The following is a 17,214-nucleotide window of genomic DNA, read 5'->3' on the forward strand; positions in this document are numbered from 1 at the left end:
CAGACTTATGCTTGCGCAGGCTTTTTGTCGGCCTGCAGTTGTTCGTACTTGGCCTTAAGCTGCTCCGGAGTTTCACGCCACTCAGGATTAAAAGGAATACAACTGACCGGGCACACCTGCTGACACTGCGGCTCTGTGTAATGACCTACACATTCAGTGCACTTATGTGGATCGATCTCATAAATTTCCGGCCCCATGTAGATGGCGTCGTTAGGGCATTCGGGTTCGCAGACATCGCAATTGATGCAATCGTCTGTAATCATCAGGGCCATGTCTTCACTTTCATGTGCTGATTATTCAGCACGTACTAATTAACTACTCGTCTTCTCGGCCAGCAAAGCAACTTTCTTCTTCAACCAGCGGTCCACTGAAGGGAAAACAAATTTTGACACATCACCGCCAAACATGGCGATCTCACGCACTATCGTACCTGAAATAAATTGATATTGATCAGAGGGCGTCAGGAACAGGGTTTCTACATCTGGAAGCAGGTAACGGTTCATGCCTGCCATCTGGAATTCATATTCAAAGTCAGACACGGCACGCAGGCCACGCACGATGACGCGCGCATCATTCTTGCGCACAAAGTCTTTCAGCAAACCAGAGAAGCTCTCTACCTTCACATTTGGATAATGGCCCAGCACTTCATTGGCAATTTCCAGGCGTTCATCGAGGGAGAAAAATGGATTCTTGCTTTTGCTATCCGCCACACCCACCACCAAAGTATCAAAAAGACCAGAGGCGCGACGCACCAGATCTTCATGACCGCGTGTCAGCGGATCAAATGTTCCCGGATAAACGGCTGTGACCATCTTCACTCCCTTTTTTCGCAATCTGCATAAGGATATGCACCAAGTTGAGCAGGCATTATGCCTGATTTTCGTGCGCCTCATGCGGCAAAATGTTGCGTTGCAGTATATGGAAGTACACACTACCTGCTTTATCTGCGCGGATAACTTGCCATCCACTTAATAATTTAGCCAATTTTTCATCTGTCGCTACGTCGCCAGAAGAGATAGTCAGTGACAATTCTGATTCGACATAAATACAGCCCTTAGCGCTCAGCAATGGCGCACAGGCTGGCAGGACACGCTCCAGCCAATCCTGCTCAAAAGGAGGATCAAGGAAAATCACATCCATTTTCTGAGCCTGGTTTGCCATGCCCTCGACTACCTTGAGTGCATCTGCCCTCAGCAGCTTGCATTGGCTGGCTTGCAATTTATCCCGCACTTGCTCCAGTTGTTTATAAGCTGGCGTATGTGCCTCGACCATGATGACTTGCGCTGCACCACGGCTGGCGGCTTCAAAACCCAGGGCGCCACTACCTGCGAACAGGTCCAGGCATTGCACGCCTGTCCAGTTACTGTGCAGCAAGTGGTTGAGCCAGTTGAACAGGGTTTCCCGGACGCGGTCTGGCGTAGGGCGTAACCCCTCGGCATCAACCACGCTGAGCAGGCTGCGCTTCCACGCACCGCCTATGATGCGGACTTGATGGTGTTGACGTTTTACCGGTGTGGCTTTTGCGGCCGCGTTTTTTATTTTTTTATTACTATTTGTTTTCATTGCATGCTTGCTACGGCTAAATCAGTTTATCTTGCGCTGTCTGTTAAAATGGCAGCATTCTAATATCAGGGCTGGCTATTTTGCCGCCCGCACTCCCAAAATATCCCGATGTTTAGTTTTTTCAAAAAGAAGCCCAAAGAAGAGGCGCCAGTTGTTGTGGCTGATCCGGCACCGCTAGTCACTGCGCCAGGCAGTCATGAGGCTGTTGTTCCTGCGCCAGCGGCTGAAGTTACGTCACTTGTTACGTCACTTCAGACTCCTGCGCAGGCAGAAGTACTTGCCGCCAAGCCACAAGAACCTGAGCAAAAACGCTCATGGTTAAGCCGCCTGAAAGCCGGGCTGGCCAAAACATCCTCGAATCTTACCACCCTCTTCATCGGTGCCCGCATTGATGATGATTTGTATGAAGAACTTGAAGCTGCCCTGCTGACCTCGGATGCAGGTGTCGAAGCTACCCAGTTCCTGCTCGATGGCCTGAAGAAAAAGGTCAAGGAAGAAAAGCTGACTGATGCAGAGCAAGTCAAGGCGGCCCTCAAAGCCCTGTTGCTGGAATTGCTGACCCCCTTGCAAAAACCGCTGGAACTGGGTCGTTACCAACCCCTGGTCATGATGATCACCGGTGTCAATGGTGCGGGCAAGACCACCACCATAGGCAAGCTGGCCAAACATATGCAAAGCCACCATCAGTCAGTATTGCTGGCTGCGGGCGACACCTTCCGTGCGGCAGCGCGTGAGCAATTGACCATCTGGGGCGAGCGCAATAATGTCACTGTCATCGCGCAAGAATCCGGCGACCCGGCGGCGGTGGCGTTTGATGCAGTGGCATCTGCCCGCGCCCGTGGTACTGATGTAGTGATGGTGGATACAGCAGGCCGCCTGCCTACCCAGTTGCATCTGATGGAAGAACTCAAAAAAATCAAACGCGTCATCGCCAAGGGTATGGATGGTGCACCACAAGAAGTATTGCTGATCATCGACGGCAACACTGGCCAGAATGCCCTGGCCCAGGTCAAGGCCTTTGACGATGCGCTGCAACTGACTGGCCTGGTCATCACCAAACTTGATGGCACAGCCAAAGGTGGCGTGCTGGCAGCAATCGCCAAGAACCGCCCTGTGCCCGTGTATTTCATCGGCATAGGCGAGCAGATTGAAGATTTGCAGCCGTTTAACGCCCAGGAATTTGTTGACGCCCTGCTCAGTTAATTGCTCATAAAAGGTCTAACGCGATCATGATTGAATTTGAACACGTCAGCAAACAGTATTCGCAAGATGTGTATGCACTCAAAGATGTTTCATTGTCAATTGCCGCCGGTGAATTGATCTTCCTGGCTGGTCCATCTGGTGCAGGTAAATCGACCTTGCTGAAGATGATTGCAGGCATAGAGAAACCGACGGCGGGGCATGTCAGGGTCAATGGCCAGGACATAGGCAAGCTCAAAACCAGCAGCCTGCCTTATCTGCGCCGCAAGCTGGGCCTGATTTTGCAAGACCAAAAATTACTGACTGACCGCCATGTGCTGGCGAATGTCATGTTGCCCATCATCGTCACTGGTGCCTCCCATGCTGAAGCCGAAACTCGCGCCCGCATTGCGCTGGAAAAAGTCGGCCTGCCGGACAAGGCTTATTCCCTGCCGCTGGCATTATCTGGTGGTGAGCAGCAGCGGGTGGCAATAGCCCGCGCCATTGTCAACCGGCCACAGATCATCCTGGCAGACGAACCTACGGCCTTCCTCGACCGTGATAATGCCAATAAGGTATTGAGTGCGCTGAAGGCTTTCCAGAGCGCCGGTGTCACCTGCATTATCTCCAGTCATGATGAACAATTTCTCGATCAGGCCAGCCGTGTGATTTACCTGAGCCAGGGCCAGGTCGTCAGCACCTGGAAATCCTCACTGGCCGCCTGATCCTGCAGTACAGAATAACAAGGAAGAATTCATGACCAACTGGTTTCGTCAACACTTGTTCGCCATCAAGAGCGCCTTCGCCCATCTGCGTGGCAGCCCGGGTAATTTCCTCTTCAATGTGCTGGTGGTCGCCATTGCACTGGCGCTACCCATCGCCGGCCTGACCCTGATAGAAAATATACGTCCCATCTCGTCGCAACTGTCCATAGAACCTGAGATCAGCATCTTCGTCAGCCCGGACACACCGAGGGCAACGGCCACCGCCTTGTCAATACCGCTGAAGAAATTGCTGAAAGAAAAAAACATCACGGCCAACCTGAACTTCATTCCCAAGGACAAGGCCCTGGCCAGCCTGGAGCAATCATCCAACCTGGCGGAAGTCTTGTCTACCCTGGGTGGCAATCCCCTGCCGGACGCCTATGTCTTGTCCATGTCGAATAGTGATGCTGGCAAGATAGAAGCGCTGGTCGAAGAAATAAAGCAAATGCAGGATGTCGATGTCGTGCAACTTGATTCTGCCTGGGTCAAGCGCCTGGCAGCACTGGTGCAAATCATGCAACTGGGTCTGATGTTCCTGGCCGCCACTCTGGGTGTGGTGGTGATCGTGGTGGTATTTAATGCCACCCGCCTGCAAGTGATTTCACACAGGGCAGAAATTGCCGTATCGCGCCTGTTGGGGGCGACCAACAGTTTCATCCACAAGCCTTATTACTATACCGGCGCCTTGCTGGGCCTGCTGGCCGGAGGCCTGGCATTGGGCTTGATTGCTGCTTCCCTGCAACCCTTGAACAAGGCAATTGCCGAATTTGCTAAATTATATGCCTCAGAATTCCATCTTGTTCCGTTGGGTATCGTACAGAGCGCCATACTGCTGGCTGTTAGCATGTTGCTTGGCCTGATTGGTGTTTTTCTGTCAGTAAGAAGGCAGTTGGCTAGCGCCAGCTAAATTTTTGACACCTGTCTCACAATAAATTGACTGCTGTTTCGTCTCCATAGTGCTGACCGCAGTGTTTGGCAATATCTGGCACCATGGCATCAGCCTGCACATCCAGGTTTTGCAACAGGCTTTTACAATTTGCATCGAATTGATTGCAACTTTCCACCCAGGCGTCTATCTAAGCACTATATATGCTGTAAATGAATGCTTGTTTTTCAATAGATTTATTTGATGAACTTCATAGAATCTGAGTATTAGCACTCTTCTCAAGAGAGTGCTAATATAGGAACTTGAAAGTGCCAAAAGGAGTAATTGATACTCTTAAGGCAGCAATAAGGAGGAAAAATGGCAACTACATCGACACAATTGATCCCTGCAACCGACAGCACAGCGCTGGCTCTAGGCTTTAGTGGCACGCTGGGTAATATTGATGCCTATATCTCTGCAGTCAACCGTCTGCCCATGCTCACGCATGAAGAAGAAATTGACTACGCTAAAAAATTGCGTGATGACAATGACCTGGCTGCCGCTCAGCAACTGGTTATGTCGCATCTGCGCCTGGTAGTTTCCATCGCCCGCGGTTACCTCGGCTATGGCCTGCCGCATGCAGACTTGATTCAGGAAGGCAATATCGGCCTGATGAAAGCCGTCAAACGCTTTGATCCTGACCAGGGCGTGCGCCTGGTATCCTATGCAATGCACTGGATCAAGGCTGAAATGCATGAGTACATTTTGAAAAACTGGCGCCTGGTCAAAGTAGCAACGACCAAAGCCCAGCGCAAACTGTTCTTTAACCTGCGCAGCCATAAAGAAGGCCTGGACGCGATGACACCTAAGCAGATTGATGCCCTGGCATCAACACTGGATGTCAAACGCGAAGAAGTCATAGAAATGGAAATGCGTTTGTCCGGTCACGATATCGCCCTGGATGCACCGACGGATGATGATGATGAGAAATTTGCTCCCATCGCTTATCTGAAGACTGAATCTGACGAGCCTACCCGTGTGCTGGAAACGCGCCAGTATGACCGTCTGCAAAGCGAAGGCCTGGAATCTGCATTGTCCAAGCTGGATGCGCGCTCACGCCACATCATAGAATCACGCTGGCTGAAGAATGATGATGGTACAGGTGCCACCCTGCATGAACTGGCTGACGAATACGGTGTTTCTGCCGAGCGTATACGCCAGATCGAAAGCGCAGCCCTGAAGAAAATGAAGGGCAGCCTCAGCAGTTTTGCATAATCAAAACAGGCTGCAGCAATGAAAAAGGCACTCGCAAGAGTGCCTTTTGTTTTATCCAGCGTGCTTTGTGGCCGTTTTTGTGGCCGAGCGTTGGCTATCCGAGGTCGGTTTCGCGGTCAATTTTGCCGCTCATTTCGTGACATGAGTGCCGTCTGCTTTGTATTCTCTGTCGCTTTACTTCAGCAGGATTTTCAAATCATGGGCAACAGCTTCTGCCCCCTGGCCATGGCGCAGGAATAAGCGTATGCGCCCCTGAGGATCAAATACATAGCTGCCCGCCGTATGGTCCATGGTATAGCTGCCGGGTGTTTTGCCTTCTACCTTTTGATAAAACACCTTGAATTCTTTGGCTACCTTGGCCGTTGCAGCGGCATCGCCATACAAGCCCAGGAAGCGCTTGTCAAAATTGGGGACGTAGTTGGCCAGCAAGGTCTGGGTATCGCGTTCAGTGTCCAGGGTCACAAACAGCACCTGCACCTTGTCCGCATCCGTGCCCAGTAATTTCATGACATTGGCCATTTCCACCATGGTGGTCGGACAGACATCCGGGCACTGGGTATAGCCAAAAAAGATCACTACCGCCTTGCCCTTGAAGTCTGCCAGCGTACGTGCCTTGCCATTATGATCTGTCAACGCAAAGTCTTTGGCGTAATCGAGGCCGGTCAGGTCAGTGTTATTGAATTTTTCCTGGGCCGGGGCGCAAGCAAGCAGGCTCAACGCCATCAGCATACTGGCCATGTGCTTCAGAATTTTCATAGCTTGATATAGTGATCAATCAACAAGGCTGCAAACAGCAGGGACAGGTAAATAATGGAATAGGCAAACGTCTTGCGCGCCAGCACGTCATCATAGTGCTTGTAAATACGCCATGCATACCAAAGGAAAATCAGACCCAGGATAATCGCGCTGACCAGATAAATCAGGCCACTCATATGTACCGCATAGGGCAGCATGGTGGTAGCAAACAGAGCAATGGTATACAGCCAGATATGGAAGCGGGTAAATTCAAGGCCATGGGTAATTGGCAACATCGGCAGGCCGGAACGCGCGTAATCGTCGCGCCTGTACATTGCCAGCGCCCAGAAATGCGGTGGTGTCCAGACAAAAATGATCAATACCAGCAACCAGGCCTGCATAGGCACATCGTTTGCGACAGCTGCCCAGCCCAGTGCTGGTGGCATGGCACCTGACAAACCACCAATGACGATATTTTGTGGTGTCGCCGGTTTCAGGATGATGGTGTAAATGACGGCATAGCCAACGAAAGTGACGAAGGTCAGCCACATGGTCAGCGGATTGACCATGGTATACAAGACCCACATGCCCATGCCACCGATGACGCCGGAGAATACCAGAGTCTGCGGCACCGTAATCTCACCCTGGGCTGTTGCACGGCGTGCAGTTCTTGCCATGCGAGAATCAATTTCTTTTTCCACCAGGCAATTTACTGCGAAAGCAGCACCTGCCAGCAGCCAGATACCTACGGTGGCAGCGACGACTACGCGCCAGGCAGGCAACTCCGGTGTCGCCAGGAACATGCCGATGACGGCGCAAAATACCGCGAGCTGGGTCACACGGGGCTTGGTCAAAGCCCAGTACTGAGCCAGTCGGTTGGAAGGCAAACTTAAAGTGGTCATGATCTATCTTTGGCAGCGGCAAGGCTCACATGCCTTATGCGGTAGTTTAACATGGTCAGCAAAAGCACGAGCATGGCAGCCATCCCATTATGCAAAACTGCCAGCAGCAAAGGCCAGGAAAAAAAGACGGTAGAAATGCCGATGATGAATTGGGCAATAATGGCGAGCAGGATGTTACGGCCCAGTTTCTCCAGCCCGGCAATCTTGCGCGCCCTGAGCGCGGCCCACAGACAGACTGCGACTACCAGCAAGGCAAAGTTCCTGTGCACCCAGTGTATGGCAACCAGGGCATTGAAAGGCAGGTAATCACCATTTACAGTCTGGCCGAGCTGGCGCCACAGGCTGAAACCATGTTCAAAGTCCATCGCCGGTATGACCTGGCCATTGCACATGGGGTAGTCCTGGCAAGCCAGGGCAGCATAGTTAGTACTTACCCAACCACCCAGACTGATTTGCACAAACACCAGCACTAAAGCCAGGCTGGCTGGCCATAGCATGCGCCTGCCATCGGCGGCAGCAATGCTGCGGCCCGGCAGCGAGCTGCTTTGCTGTTCCAGGCTGGCACTGAGCAGTGCCAGCAAACCCATGCCGAGGATGAGGTGAGTGGTCACTATGACGGGTTGCAGCTTGAGGGTGACAGTCCAGGCGCCGAATGCACCTTGCAGGCAAACAAAGAACAGCAGGAAGGTGGCCAGCCAGGGACTGCTTGCAAGCTGGCGGCGGCGTACCCAAGCGATCGCCATCTGGGCAATAATCAGTATGCCCACACTCATCGCCAGATAGCGGTGCACCATTTCTATCCAGGCTTTTTGTAAAGTCACGGGGCCAGTTGGCATGGCAATTTCTGCCGCCTTGATCGCGGCATGGGATTGCAAGGGGTTGGACTGACCATAGCAACCCGGCCAGTCCGGGCAACCCAGACCAGAATCTGTCAGGCGGGTGAATGCGCCAAACATGATGAGCTCAAAAGTCAGGGTGACAGTGACCGCAATGAGCTTGCGGTATTTATTCTTTTCCCTGGACAGGAATACCATAGCCGCCGGTATTACCGCGACCATCAGTGCTGTCAATGCTATCTGCAACCACATGATTATTGTTTAACCTATCGCTGACGCACGCAATAATTTGCTGAGGTCTTTTTTAATCTTGTTGGCATCTGCATTTTTTTGGTAACGCATCATCAGATTGCCTAGCGGATCTATGAGGTAAATATGGTCGCTGATCTGGGTATCGCTCTCGGTCGGCAACCAGGCCTTGAGGGCGGCAGGATCAACCTTCAGCATGCGGGCCCCATCATGCTGGCGTATCAACATGGTATCGATGGGAGCATCGTCGGTGATCAGCCAGACGCGCTCTATCCTGTCCATTTCCTTGCCCTGGGCGGTGCGCAACTGGCGGATATCATACATTCTTTTCTGGCAAGCCTCGGCGCAGGCACCGCTATCTACCTGCAGCATCAGCCATTTGCCTTTATAGGCTTCCAGACCAATCACGGGATCAGTCGCCGCCGCACCCAGCAGATGCCCGGCCAGCTTGGGCATGGGGTAGTTGCGCGGATCAAGTATGGTGCCGTAATTGGTGCGGCCCTCAGGCTTGATGACATAGTAGGTCAGGTAAGAAAAAACCATGGGGGCAGCACAGACTGCCAGCACCATCAATAATTTCCAGCGACCACGCGACTTTTGCTTTTCAGTTTTTTCCACGACGAAATCCAGTAACAACAAAAAATAAGAAGGCCATCAGAGCCAGTGCATACCATTGAAAGGCATAGCCCCTGTGCTTGTCAGCACCCGCCGAAGGCATCGGCCATTCGCGCGAGAGACCATCGTTTTCCAAAGAAGTTTGTTCCAGCACAAAGGGATAAAAATCCCAGCGCGTCTGTTTTGCCAATGCTTCAACATCGATATTTTGCAGCAGGCTGCCAGGTTTGACCGCCTCGGCCTGGCCGAGTTGCATTACCCGCTCCAACCTGTCCCTGAGTATACCTTCCAGCATGACTTGACCGCCTGGAACCGGAATATCCGGCACATGCATCCTGTCACGCGCATCACGCGGGTGCCAGCCGCGGGCGATCAGGACATACTTGCTGCTATTGGCCAGTTTGAAAGGCATCAGCACATACAAACCTGCTTTTCCCTGCAGGGGACGGTTATCCAGATACAAGGGCCATTCGCGTATGAATTGCCCGCTGACTTGCAGCTTGCGAAACGCCAGCAACTGTCCAGGCGGCGTTTGCGCATTCAATGCCAGCGCAGGCAAATGCTGGCGCTCGGCCATTTCCGCTGCCAGCGTTTCTTTTTCCTCTGCCCTGTGGGTCTGCCATTGCGCCAAAGCGATGCCCAGGCTGATCAACAGCAGGCTGGCGATAAACGGAATCAGTCGGAAGCGGAAGGAAATAGGCATTCAGGTATTAAGGTATTACAATGCAGGAGTCGATCAATTAAAGTATCAACAATAACCGAGTATGAAAATTCTTGTCGCCATCGCTTTTTTCCTTATCCTGTTCAGCCTGGGGTCTGCCCTGGTTTATCTGATGAAAGACAAGGGAAAAAGCAATCGTACGGTCAAGGCACTGGCCTTCAGGGTGGGGTTTTCCATCACGCTGTTTTTGCTGATCCTGCTGGCCAACCATTTTGGCTTGATACAACCTACCGGTATCAGGTAAGTCCGTCCCGGATTTCAGGGACGTAAGGGTTCTAACACTACCAGCTATTCAGGCATTTCCATATATGTAAAAAAGCCGCACTAACTGTGCGGCTTTTTTTACGCTACTGCTTGCTATTACAGCCAGTAGACCACGACGTACAGACCCAGCCAGACCACGTCAACAAAGTGCCAGTACCAGGCAGCGCCTTCGAATGCGAAGTGGTGTTCAGGTGTGAAATGACCTTTCATGACACGATACAGGACAACCGACAACATGATCGCACCCATGGTTACATGGAAACCGTGGAAACCGGTCAGCATGAAGAAAGTGGAACCATAGATACCAGAAGTCAGTTTCAGGTTCAGTTCGCTATACGCATGCATGTATTCGTAAGCCTGGAAGCCCATGAACACTGCGCCCAGCAAGACAGTAGCAAACAACCAGAATGCTGTCTTGGCACGATGGCCTTCACGCAAGGCGTGGTGAGCAATCGTCAGCGTCACGCCGGAAGTCAGCAACAAGGCCGTATTGATCGTAGGGATAGGGAAAGGGCCCATGGTCTTGAAGGCTTCGACTGTACCAGCCGGGCCCACATTACCCCAGTTCGCAGCAAAATCAGGCCACAGGACTTTGTGATCCAGATCAGCCAGCCAGGGCATGGAGATAGTACGTGCATAGAACAATGCACCAAAGAAGGCTGCAAAGAACATCACTTCAGAAAAAATGAACCAGCTCATGCTCCAGCGGAAGGAAACGTCGATACGCGCACTGTATTTGCCGCCTTCAGATTCAGCAATCGCATCGCCAAACCAGTTATACAAGACCACCAGTGTCAGGATGATACCTGCGAAGTTCAGGTAAGAACCCCAGGCCAGACCGTTGACCCAGGCAGAAGCACCTATCATGGTCAGCAATAAGGTGGTGCCACCAAGTACTGGCCATTTGGATGGGCCAGGCACAAAATAGTATGGCGCATTAGCGTGTTGAGAACTCATTTCCATCTCCCGATGCAATTTAATGTACTACTTGAATTGTTATTTTGCGACTACATGTCTGACTATCATGATCAGCACTGAAATAAAGATCAGCGCACCTATGATGCCGGCAATAATCACGTGAACAGGATTCAACTGCGCTGCATCCTGCTCATAATCTGTTTTCTTACGTATTCCCAGAAACGACCAGAATACGGCTTTCATTGTTGCGAAAAACGAAGCCTTACGCTTGCTTGCTTCTTTCAAATCAGTCATGACTTACCCTGCCCTTCTCCAGCTACGCCAGTTGCTGCCTGTGGCTTGACGCCAACTTCAAAGAAAGTATAAGACAAGGTAATCGTCTTCACATCTTTGGGCAGGGCCGGGTCCAGATAAAACACTACCGGCATTTGCCGCGCTTCATTTGGCCCCAGAGTCTGCTGCTTGAAACAAAAGCATTCCATCTTCTTGAAGTAATTGCCAGCCTGTTGTGGTGCGTAGCTGGGTATGGCCTGCGCATCCATTTTGTAAGACTGCTTGTTGACTACTTCATAAACGATTTGTGTCATTTCACCGGGGTGCACTTTCATGCTCGCCACGGTAGGACGAAAACGCCACGGGCCCTGCGTATTTGCATCAAACTCCACCGTCACTTCACGGCTTCTGTCTATCTGGGAATTGGAAATCTCTTTAACCGAGATATCCTTGGGCGTCAGTATATTCACACCCGTCAATTCACAAATCTGCTTGTAAATGGGCACCAGCGCGTAACCAAATCCAAACATCAGAACCGCGATCACCAGCAACTTGCCCAGCATTTTGGCATTCAGCTTGTTCTTGCCAGCGACGCCGGATTCCTCTTGCAACATGAAGCTATCCTATCAACGTAACCAGGTTTGCTTGATGAAGACACCGGCAAAAAACACCAGTGCCACAGAAAACAAAATGATGGCAGTTCGCAAGTTATTCGGTTTTTTTCGATTACTCATTTTTTGTCTTGCTCCGGCAAAACCGGAGCAAGCCTCAGCCGCACTACATTATTTGAATTCTGGTGGTTCTTCAAAAGTGTGGAAAGGCGCAGGGCTAGGCACTGTCCATTCCAGGCCTTCAGCACCATCCCATGGTTTCGCTTCTGCTGGTATGCCGCCTTTGATGGACGGGATAACCACTGCCAGGATGAAGTACACCTGCATCAGACCAAATCCAAACGCGCCGATAGTGGCAATCTGATTGAAGTCAGTGAACTGCGCTGGGTAATCAGCATAACGTCGTGGCATACCGGCCAGACCCAGGAAGTGCATAGGGAAGAAGGTCACGTTGAACAAAATCAGCGAACCCCAGAAGTGGATCTTGCCGCGCGTTTCGTTGTACATGAAACCTGTCCATTTTGGACCCCAGTAGTAGTAACCGGCGAACAAGGCAAACAGGGAACCCGCCACCAATACATAGTGGAAGTGGGCAACCACGTAGTAAGTATCCTGCAACTGGATGTCAATCGGGGTCACCGCCAGGATCAGACCTGTGAAACCACCCATGGTGAACACGAAGATGAAGCCGACTGCAAACAACATAGGTGTCTCGAAAGTCATCGAGCCTTTCCACATCGTCGCCACCCAGTTAAATACTTTCACGCCGGTAGGTACCGAGATCAGCATGGTGGCATACATGAAGAACAACTGTGCCGTCACTGGCATACCGGTTGTAAACATGTGATGCGCCCAGACGATGAAGGACAGGATCGCGATGGATGCGGTTGCATACACCATCGATGCATAACCGAACAAAGGCTTGCGGGCAAATGCAGGAACGATCTGGGAAACGATACCGAAGGCTGGCAAAATCATGATGTACACCTCTGGATGTCCGAAGAACCAGAATATGTGTTGGTACATGACAGGGTCGCCGCCGCCAGCTGCATTGAAGAAGGATGTACCGAAATGACGGTCAGTCAGCGTCATCGTAATCGCACCGGCCAGAACTGGCATAACAGCGATCAGCAGGTAGGCAGTAATCAACCAGGTCCAGCAGAACATCGGCATCTTCATCAAGGTCATGCCAGGAGCGCGCATGTTCAGGATGGTCGTGATGATGTTAATGGAACCCATGATGGAAGACGCACCCATGATGTGGACCGCGAAAATCGCCATATCCATGCCAGGGCCCATTTGTGTGGACAATGGTGCATACAGTGTCCAGCCGGCAGCCGTTGCGCCGCCAGGAACAAAGAAAGAACCCATCAGCAACAAGGCGGCAGGTGGCATCAGCCAGAACGAGAAATTGTTCATACGGGCGAACGCCATATCAGACGCGCCGATCTGCAGTGGGATCATCCAGTTGGCAAAACCAACGAAAGCCGGCATGATCGCGCCGAACACCATGACCAGACCATGCATGGTGGTCAGCTGGTTAAAGAACTCCGGTTGCATGAGCTGCAGACCAGGCTGGAACAATTCGCTGCGAATGCCCAGGGCCATAACACCACCGGCCAGCAACATCGTGAAAGCGAACCACAGATACAGGCTACCGATATCTTTATGGTTGGTGGCAAACAACCAGCGCTGGAAACCATGTGGATGGTCATGCGCGTGGTCGTGAGAGTGATCGTGAGCGTGATCAACTGTAGTAGTGCTCATCTTTTCTCCTGTTCTTCCTGTTTATTACTTACGCGCAGCCAAAACTTCAGCTGGTTGGACGATGTTTTCAGCAGCCTTGTTAGACCAGTTATTGCGGGTATAAGTGATTACAGCAGCAATTTCTGTGTCAGACAAAGTAGCCTTCCAGGCTGGCATGCCACCCTTACCATTCAGCAAAATACCGACTTGAGCTGCTTTAGGACCAGTCACAACAGCCGAGCCGTCGAGTGCAGGGAAAGCACCTGGTACACCCTTACCGGTCGCCTGATGGCAGGCCACGCAGTTTGCTGCATAGACTTTTTCGCCACGTTGTTTCAGCTCATCGACAGTCCAGACCTTGCTTGGATCATCTGCCTTGGCAGCCATTTCTTTTTTCTTGGTATCAACCCATTTTTTGTAGTCATCGTCAGAAACGACATTGACAACGATAGGCATGAAGGCATGTTCTTTACCGCACAGCTCTACACACTGACCACGGTAAGTACCGATTTTTTCAGCCTTGAACCAGGTATCACGGACGAAACCAGGAATCGCATCCTGTTTCACACCAAACGCGGGGATAGTCCAGGCATGGATAACGTCATTGGCGGTAGTGATGATGCGGACTTTCTTGTTGACCGGTACCACGACTTCATTGTCAACTTCAATCAGGTAATTGTCGCCGCGTTTTTCTGTAGGTTCTACGCCAGGTGCGCCAACTTGCGTACGGGGAGTCGCCAGTGTCGAGAGGAAGGAAATGCCTTCGCCCTCACCCTTCAGGTAATCATAGCCCCATTTCCATTGCATGCCCGTGGCTTTAATGGTGATGTCGGCGTTCGAGGTATCTTTCATTGCAACAACAGTTTTTGTTGCTGGCAAAGCCATGACAATAACGATGATGAAAGGCACAACTGTCCAGGCGATCTCAACAGCGGTACTTTCGTGGAAAGTGGCAGGCTTATGGCCAACAGATTTGCGGTGTTTCAGGATGGAATAAAACATCACCCCGAAAACTGCCACAAAAATGACCATGCAGATAACCAGCATCAGGTTATGGATGGAATAGATTTGCTCCGCAATTTGCGTAACAGGTGGCTGCAGATTCAACTGCTTGACTGCCGGACCGCCCTTCATATCCACTACCGGACCATTGACCACCGCCCACGTTGGCAGACTAGCAGCCAAGAGCGAGGCACCCAGCATGAACGACTTTAATCGCTTAGCATGTTTCATGAATTTCCCCAAAACCCGATTAGAATTCTTTTAACAGAGCGCCAGGGACACAGATTCAAAAAATTTTCATATGCGTTCCGGCAACTTCCACAACTGCAAGAGTATAAGGCGTAAAGCAGGGCGATATCAAGCAGAATACATGAATGACATCTATGATCTCGCTCAAATGTCACAAAGATTTATGAAGAAATTTTACAGTTTTTCGGCTTTTTTTGATCTGGATTAAGGTGATTTTTTAGGCAAATCAAAACGGACTATGGATTCTCCGGCAGCAGTTTTGCGGTTGACTGGCCGGAAAGCATGGCCGTAAACCACTTCCAGCGTCAGGGCTATGCGCCCATCCGCATCTTTGCGTTTATCCAGCGCTGCCAGCAAGCGCGCATGGGCTTTGCGGCCCAGCAAGGCTTGCCTGCGTGTCATCAATGGATTGCCCCGAGGGCGCGCACGTCTTCCAGCAATTTATCGGCACTGGCATAAGTCAGCGTGATTTTTTCCATATCCATGACAGGCGTGGAAAATCCTGCATTCACCAGCATATCGCCAAAATCATGCATATCCACAAAAGGCAGCACATGTGGCAAATCATCCACTTCAGCAAAGGCCTGGCGCAATTCCACCAGGGTATCCGGGCCAAAGCAGGAAAACATCAGCAGGCCCTCGGTGCGCAATACCCTGCGCCATTCGGCAAATACCAGGTCGGGTTGCGGGTGCCAGTGCAATGCCAGATTCGACCAGATCAGATCGACACTGGCATTTGCCATAGGCAGACGGGCGAAATCAGCGCATAGTAAATACTGGCTGGAGTCCTGGCGCAAGGCCGCGGGCGTCCATTTGGATAACAAACGCCCGACCGCGCTCCTGGCCGCCAGGTGCTTGTCCTTGCCCGCCTCCAGCATGGACAAAGAAGCATCAATACCGTAAGTTAGAGCAGCAGGATAACTTTTTTGCAATTCAGCAATATCATCTGACTCGCCACAACCGGCATCCAGGACAGCAGCAGGCTGGATTTTGACGAGCTCCAGTTTTTCACGCATGCGCGTGGCTATTTCACGACGCAAAAAGTCGGAAGCACGGATTTTTGCTGCATCGGCAAACAGACGGCGCACCAGTTGCAGATTGATAGGAGCACTCAACATAGGCAAAATAATAAGGAATAAGTTTTTTCTTCAAGCAGGCAGTTTACACGCTTGTATACACTCATGCGCTCATGATCACAGACAAACTCAAAATGGCCTGGAAAAGAGGCCTGGCTGCCCTGATACCAAATTCCTGCGCCCTGTGCCGCCTGGATAGCAGCGAAGTGGTTTGCCGGGCATGCCATGCCCGCTATTTCCAGACCGTTCAGACCAGGTGCCTGCAATGCGCCCTGCCCTTGCCACCCGCCAGTGCCAGTCCACGCTGCGGCGATTGCCTCAGCAATCCACCGGCCTTTGACTACACACTGAGCGTCTGTGATTATGCCGCTCCCCAGGATCAACTGGTGCTGTCTTTGAAATTTGCCCATCAACTGGCCCTGGTGCCCTGGTTTGCCGGCATGCTCAGGGATAGCATACTGCAGCAGCAAGGCCTTGAATTACCGGATTTGCTGTGTGCCGTGCCGCTGGGTAAAGACAGGCTGGCGGAGCGTGGTTTCAACCAGGCCTGGGAAATCACCCTGCCACTGGCGAAGCATCTGGGCATAGCGGCCAACATGCATCTCCTGCAACGCAGCAGGAACACTGCGATGCAAAGCAGCTTGCCAAATGCCGCCAGGGCGCGCAATGTCAAAAATGCCTTTTGTATCGATGAAAGCCAGCAAGAAAGTCTGCGCGGCATGCATGTGGGTATCGTCGATGATGTCATGACTACTGGCATGACCCTGCATGAAATCGCTACAATGTTGAAACGTTACGGTGCCGCCAAAGTGACAGCTTATGTTTTTGCCCGCACCCTTCCCCATATTCACTAAGGAATCACCTTGTTTCACGTCGTCCTGGTCGAACCAGAAATACCGCCAAATACTGGCAACATCATCCGCCTCTGTGCCAACACAGGTGTGCAACTGCATTTGATAGAGCCACTGGGCTTTCCTCTGGACGATAGCAAGATGAAACGCGCAGGTCTTGATTATCATGACTACGCGACCATGAAAGTGCACAAAAACTGGGCAGAGTTTTGCGCCAGCGAGCAGCCCGACAGCAGCCGCATGTTTGCCATGACCACCCACGGCTCCACCGCTTTTGCAAACCTGGCCTTCCAGCCCGGTGATTATTTTGTGTTTGGTGCAGAAACCCGTGGCCTGGCACCTGAATTGCGCGAGTCCTTTCCGGCCAGCCAGCGCATACGCCTGCCTATGCGGCCAGATAATCGCAGCCTGAATGTATCCAACACGGTGGCAGTCGTGGTGTATGAGGCCTGGCGTCAAAATGGTTTTGCGGGCGGCAGCTAAGTTTTGGTGAACAGTGTTTTCATTGCCACATGTTAAT

General features: G+C 51.7%; 21 protein-coding genes and 1 pseudogene. 7 read left to right on the forward strand and 15 right to left on the reverse strand.

Features of this window, described 5'->3' with window-relative positions; all coding sequences use genetic code 11:
- Window positions 1-5: 5 nt before the first annotated feature.
- The 3 genes from UNDYM_RS24970 to rsmD are packed head-to-tail and all read right to left on the reverse strand — an operon-like array spanning window position 6 to window position 1,563.
- Window positions 6-272 (reverse strand): YfhL family 4Fe-4S dicluster ferredoxin, encoded by a 267-nt coding sequence (locus UNDYM_RS24970; RefSeq protein WP_162043539.1) that lies wholly within the window; start codon window positions 270-272, stop codon window positions 6-8.
- Between the two features lie 39 nt (window positions 273-311).
- The gene (coaD, locus tag UNDYM_RS24975; RefSeq protein ID WP_162043540.1) at window positions 312-812 is read right to left on the reverse strand and encodes a pantetheine-phosphate adenylyltransferase; all 501 of its coding nucleotides are present in this window, start codon (window positions 810-812) and stop codon (window positions 312-314) included.
- A 55-nt stretch (window positions 813-867) separates the two neighbouring features.
- The gene (gene rsmD / locus UNDYM_RS24980) at window positions 868-1,563 is read right to left on the reverse strand and encodes a 16S rRNA (guanine(966)-N(2))-methyltransferase RsmD (RefSeq protein ID WP_162043541.1); all 696 of its coding nucleotides are present in this window, start codon (window positions 1,561-1,563) and stop codon (window positions 868-870) included.
- Window positions 1,564-1,671: 108 nt separating this feature from the next.
- Here rsmD and ftsY point away from each other — a divergent pair, with 108 nt between their 5' ends.
- From ftsY to rpoH, 4 genes are all read left to right on the forward strand, one after another.
- The gene (ftsY, locus tag UNDYM_RS24985) at window positions 1,672-2,766 is read left to right on the forward strand and encodes a signal recognition particle-docking protein FtsY (protein WP_162043542.1); all 1,095 of its coding nucleotides are present in this window, start codon (window positions 1,672-1,674) and stop codon (window positions 2,764-2,766) included.
- A 26-nt stretch (window positions 2,767-2,792) separates the two neighbouring features.
- Entirely contained in the window at window positions 2,793-3,467 is a 675-nt protein-coding gene (locus UNDYM_RS24990; protein ID WP_162043543.1) for a cell division ATP-binding protein FtsE, read from the forward strand.
- Between the two features lie 31 nt (window positions 3,468-3,498).
- Window positions 3,499-4,413: an ABC transporter permease gene (locus UNDYM_RS24995; protein WP_162043544.1), complete on the forward strand. Its 915-nt coding sequence runs from the start codon at window positions 3,499-3,501 to the stop codon at window positions 4,411-4,413.
- A gap of 336 nt (window positions 4,414-4,749) precedes the next feature.
- Window positions 4,750-5,646: an RNA polymerase sigma factor RpoH gene (gene rpoH / locus UNDYM_RS25000; RefSeq protein WP_162043545.1), complete on the forward strand. Its 897-nt coding sequence runs from the start codon at window positions 4,750-4,752 to the stop codon at window positions 5,644-5,646.
- A gap of 174 nt (window positions 5,647-5,820) precedes the next feature.
- On the opposite strand, the gene UNDYM_RS25005 is transcribed toward rpoH, so the two are convergent.
- From UNDYM_RS25005 to UNDYM_RS25025, 5 genes are read right to left on the reverse strand one after another with little or no spacing between them, the layout of a single operon-like run.
- A complete protein-coding gene (locus UNDYM_RS25005; protein WP_162043546.1) occupies window positions 5,821-6,402 on the reverse strand; it encodes an SCO family protein in 582 nt (193 codons plus the stop codon).
- Window positions 6,399-7,283, reverse strand: a complete 885-nt coding sequence (gene cyoE, locus UNDYM_RS25010; RefSeq protein WP_162043547.1) for a heme o synthase — start codon at window positions 7,281-7,283, stop codon at window positions 6,399-6,401. Before cyoE ends, UNDYM_RS25005 begins: the two co-directional genes overlap by 4 nt.
- Window positions 7,280-8,371, reverse strand: a complete 1,092-nt coding sequence (locus tag UNDYM_RS25015; RefSeq protein WP_162043548.1) for a heme A synthase — start codon at window positions 8,369-8,371, stop codon at window positions 7,280-7,282. Before UNDYM_RS25015 ends, cyoE begins: the two co-directional genes overlap by 4 nt.
- 9 nt (window positions 8,372-8,380) lie before the next feature.
- A complete protein-coding gene (locus UNDYM_RS25020; RefSeq protein ID WP_232063456.1) occupies window positions 8,381-8,938 on the reverse strand; it encodes a cytochrome C oxidase subunit I in 558 nt (185 codons plus the stop codon).
- A gap of 34 nt (window positions 8,939-8,972) precedes the next feature.
- Window positions 8,973-9,686, reverse strand: a complete 714-nt coding sequence (locus UNDYM_RS25025; protein WP_162043550.1) for an SURF1 family protein — start codon at window positions 9,684-9,686, stop codon at window positions 8,973-8,975.
- Window positions 9,687-9,747: 61 nt separating this feature from the next.
- Here UNDYM_RS25025 and UNDYM_RS25030 point away from each other — a divergent pair, with 61 nt between their 5' ends.
- A complete protein-coding gene (locus UNDYM_RS25030; protein WP_110256438.1) occupies window positions 9,748-9,948 on the forward strand; it encodes a twin transmembrane helix small protein in 201 nt (66 codons plus the stop codon).
- A gap of 116 nt (window positions 9,949-10,064) precedes the next feature.
- Here the strand turns inward: UNDYM_RS25030 and UNDYM_RS25035 are convergent, their stop codons facing one another.
- The 7 genes and pseudogenes from UNDYM_RS25035 to UNDYM_RS25060 all read right to left on the reverse strand — a co-directional run bounded on the left by UNDYM_RS25035 (window position 10,065) and on the right by UNDYM_RS25060 (window position 15,885).
- Window positions 10,065-10,925: a cytochrome c oxidase subunit 3 gene (locus tag UNDYM_RS25035; protein WP_162043551.1), complete on the reverse strand. Its 861-nt coding sequence runs from the start codon at window positions 10,923-10,925 to the stop codon at window positions 10,065-10,067.
- Between the two features lie 39 nt (window positions 10,926-10,964).
- Window positions 10,965-11,180, reverse strand: a complete 216-nt coding sequence (locus UNDYM_RS25040; RefSeq protein WP_162043552.1) for a DUF2970 domain-containing protein — start codon at window positions 11,178-11,180, stop codon at window positions 10,965-10,967.
- Complete coding sequence (locus UNDYM_RS25045; protein WP_162043553.1) at window positions 11,177-11,773, reverse strand: cytochrome c oxidase assembly protein; 597 nt, start codon at window positions 11,771-11,773, stop codon at window positions 11,177-11,179. The genes UNDYM_RS25040 and UNDYM_RS25045 overlap by 4 nt, the downstream gene beginning before the upstream one ends.
- A gap of 12 nt (window positions 11,774-11,785) precedes the next feature.
- Complete coding sequence (locus UNDYM_RS30880; RefSeq protein WP_232063105.1) at window positions 11,786-11,893, reverse strand: cytochrome oxidase small assembly protein; 108 nt, start codon at window positions 11,891-11,893, stop codon at window positions 11,786-11,788.
- Between the two features lie 48 nt (window positions 11,894-11,941).
- Complete coding sequence (gene ctaD, locus UNDYM_RS25050; protein WP_162043554.1) at window positions 11,942-13,537, reverse strand: cytochrome c oxidase subunit I; 1,596 nt, start codon at window positions 13,535-13,537, stop codon at window positions 11,942-11,944.
- A 24-nt stretch (window positions 13,538-13,561) separates the two neighbouring features.
- Complete coding sequence (coxB, locus tag UNDYM_RS25055) at window positions 13,562-14,749, reverse strand: cytochrome c oxidase subunit II (protein WP_162043555.1); 1,188 nt, start codon at window positions 14,747-14,749, stop codon at window positions 13,562-13,564.
- Window positions 14,750-14,971: 222 nt separating this feature from the next.
- Window positions 14,972-15,885: pseudogene (locus UNDYM_RS25060) on the reverse strand (methyltransferase domain-containing protein).
- A 71-nt stretch (window positions 15,886-15,956) separates the two neighbouring features.
- Here UNDYM_RS25060 and UNDYM_RS25065 point away from each other — a divergent pair.
- The gene (locus tag UNDYM_RS25065) at window positions 15,957-16,697 is read left to right on the forward strand and encodes a ComF family protein (RefSeq protein ID WP_162043556.1); all 741 of its coding nucleotides are present in this window, start codon (window positions 15,957-15,959) and stop codon (window positions 16,695-16,697) included.
- Window positions 16,698-16,706: 9 nt separating this feature from the next.
- The gene (gene trmL / locus UNDYM_RS25070) at window positions 16,707-17,177 is read left to right on the forward strand and encodes a tRNA (uridine(34)/cytosine(34)/5-carboxymethylaminomethyluridine(34)-2'-O)-methyltransferase TrmL (protein ID WP_162043557.1); all 471 of its coding nucleotides are present in this window, start codon (window positions 16,707-16,709) and stop codon (window positions 17,175-17,177) included.
- Window positions 17,178-17,214: the final 37 nt, after the last annotated feature.

Origin of the sequence: Undibacterium sp. YM2, assembly GCF_009937975.1 — a bacterium.
Lineage (GTDB): Bacteria > Pseudomonadota > Gammaproteobacteria > Burkholderiales > Burkholderiaceae_D > Undibacterium.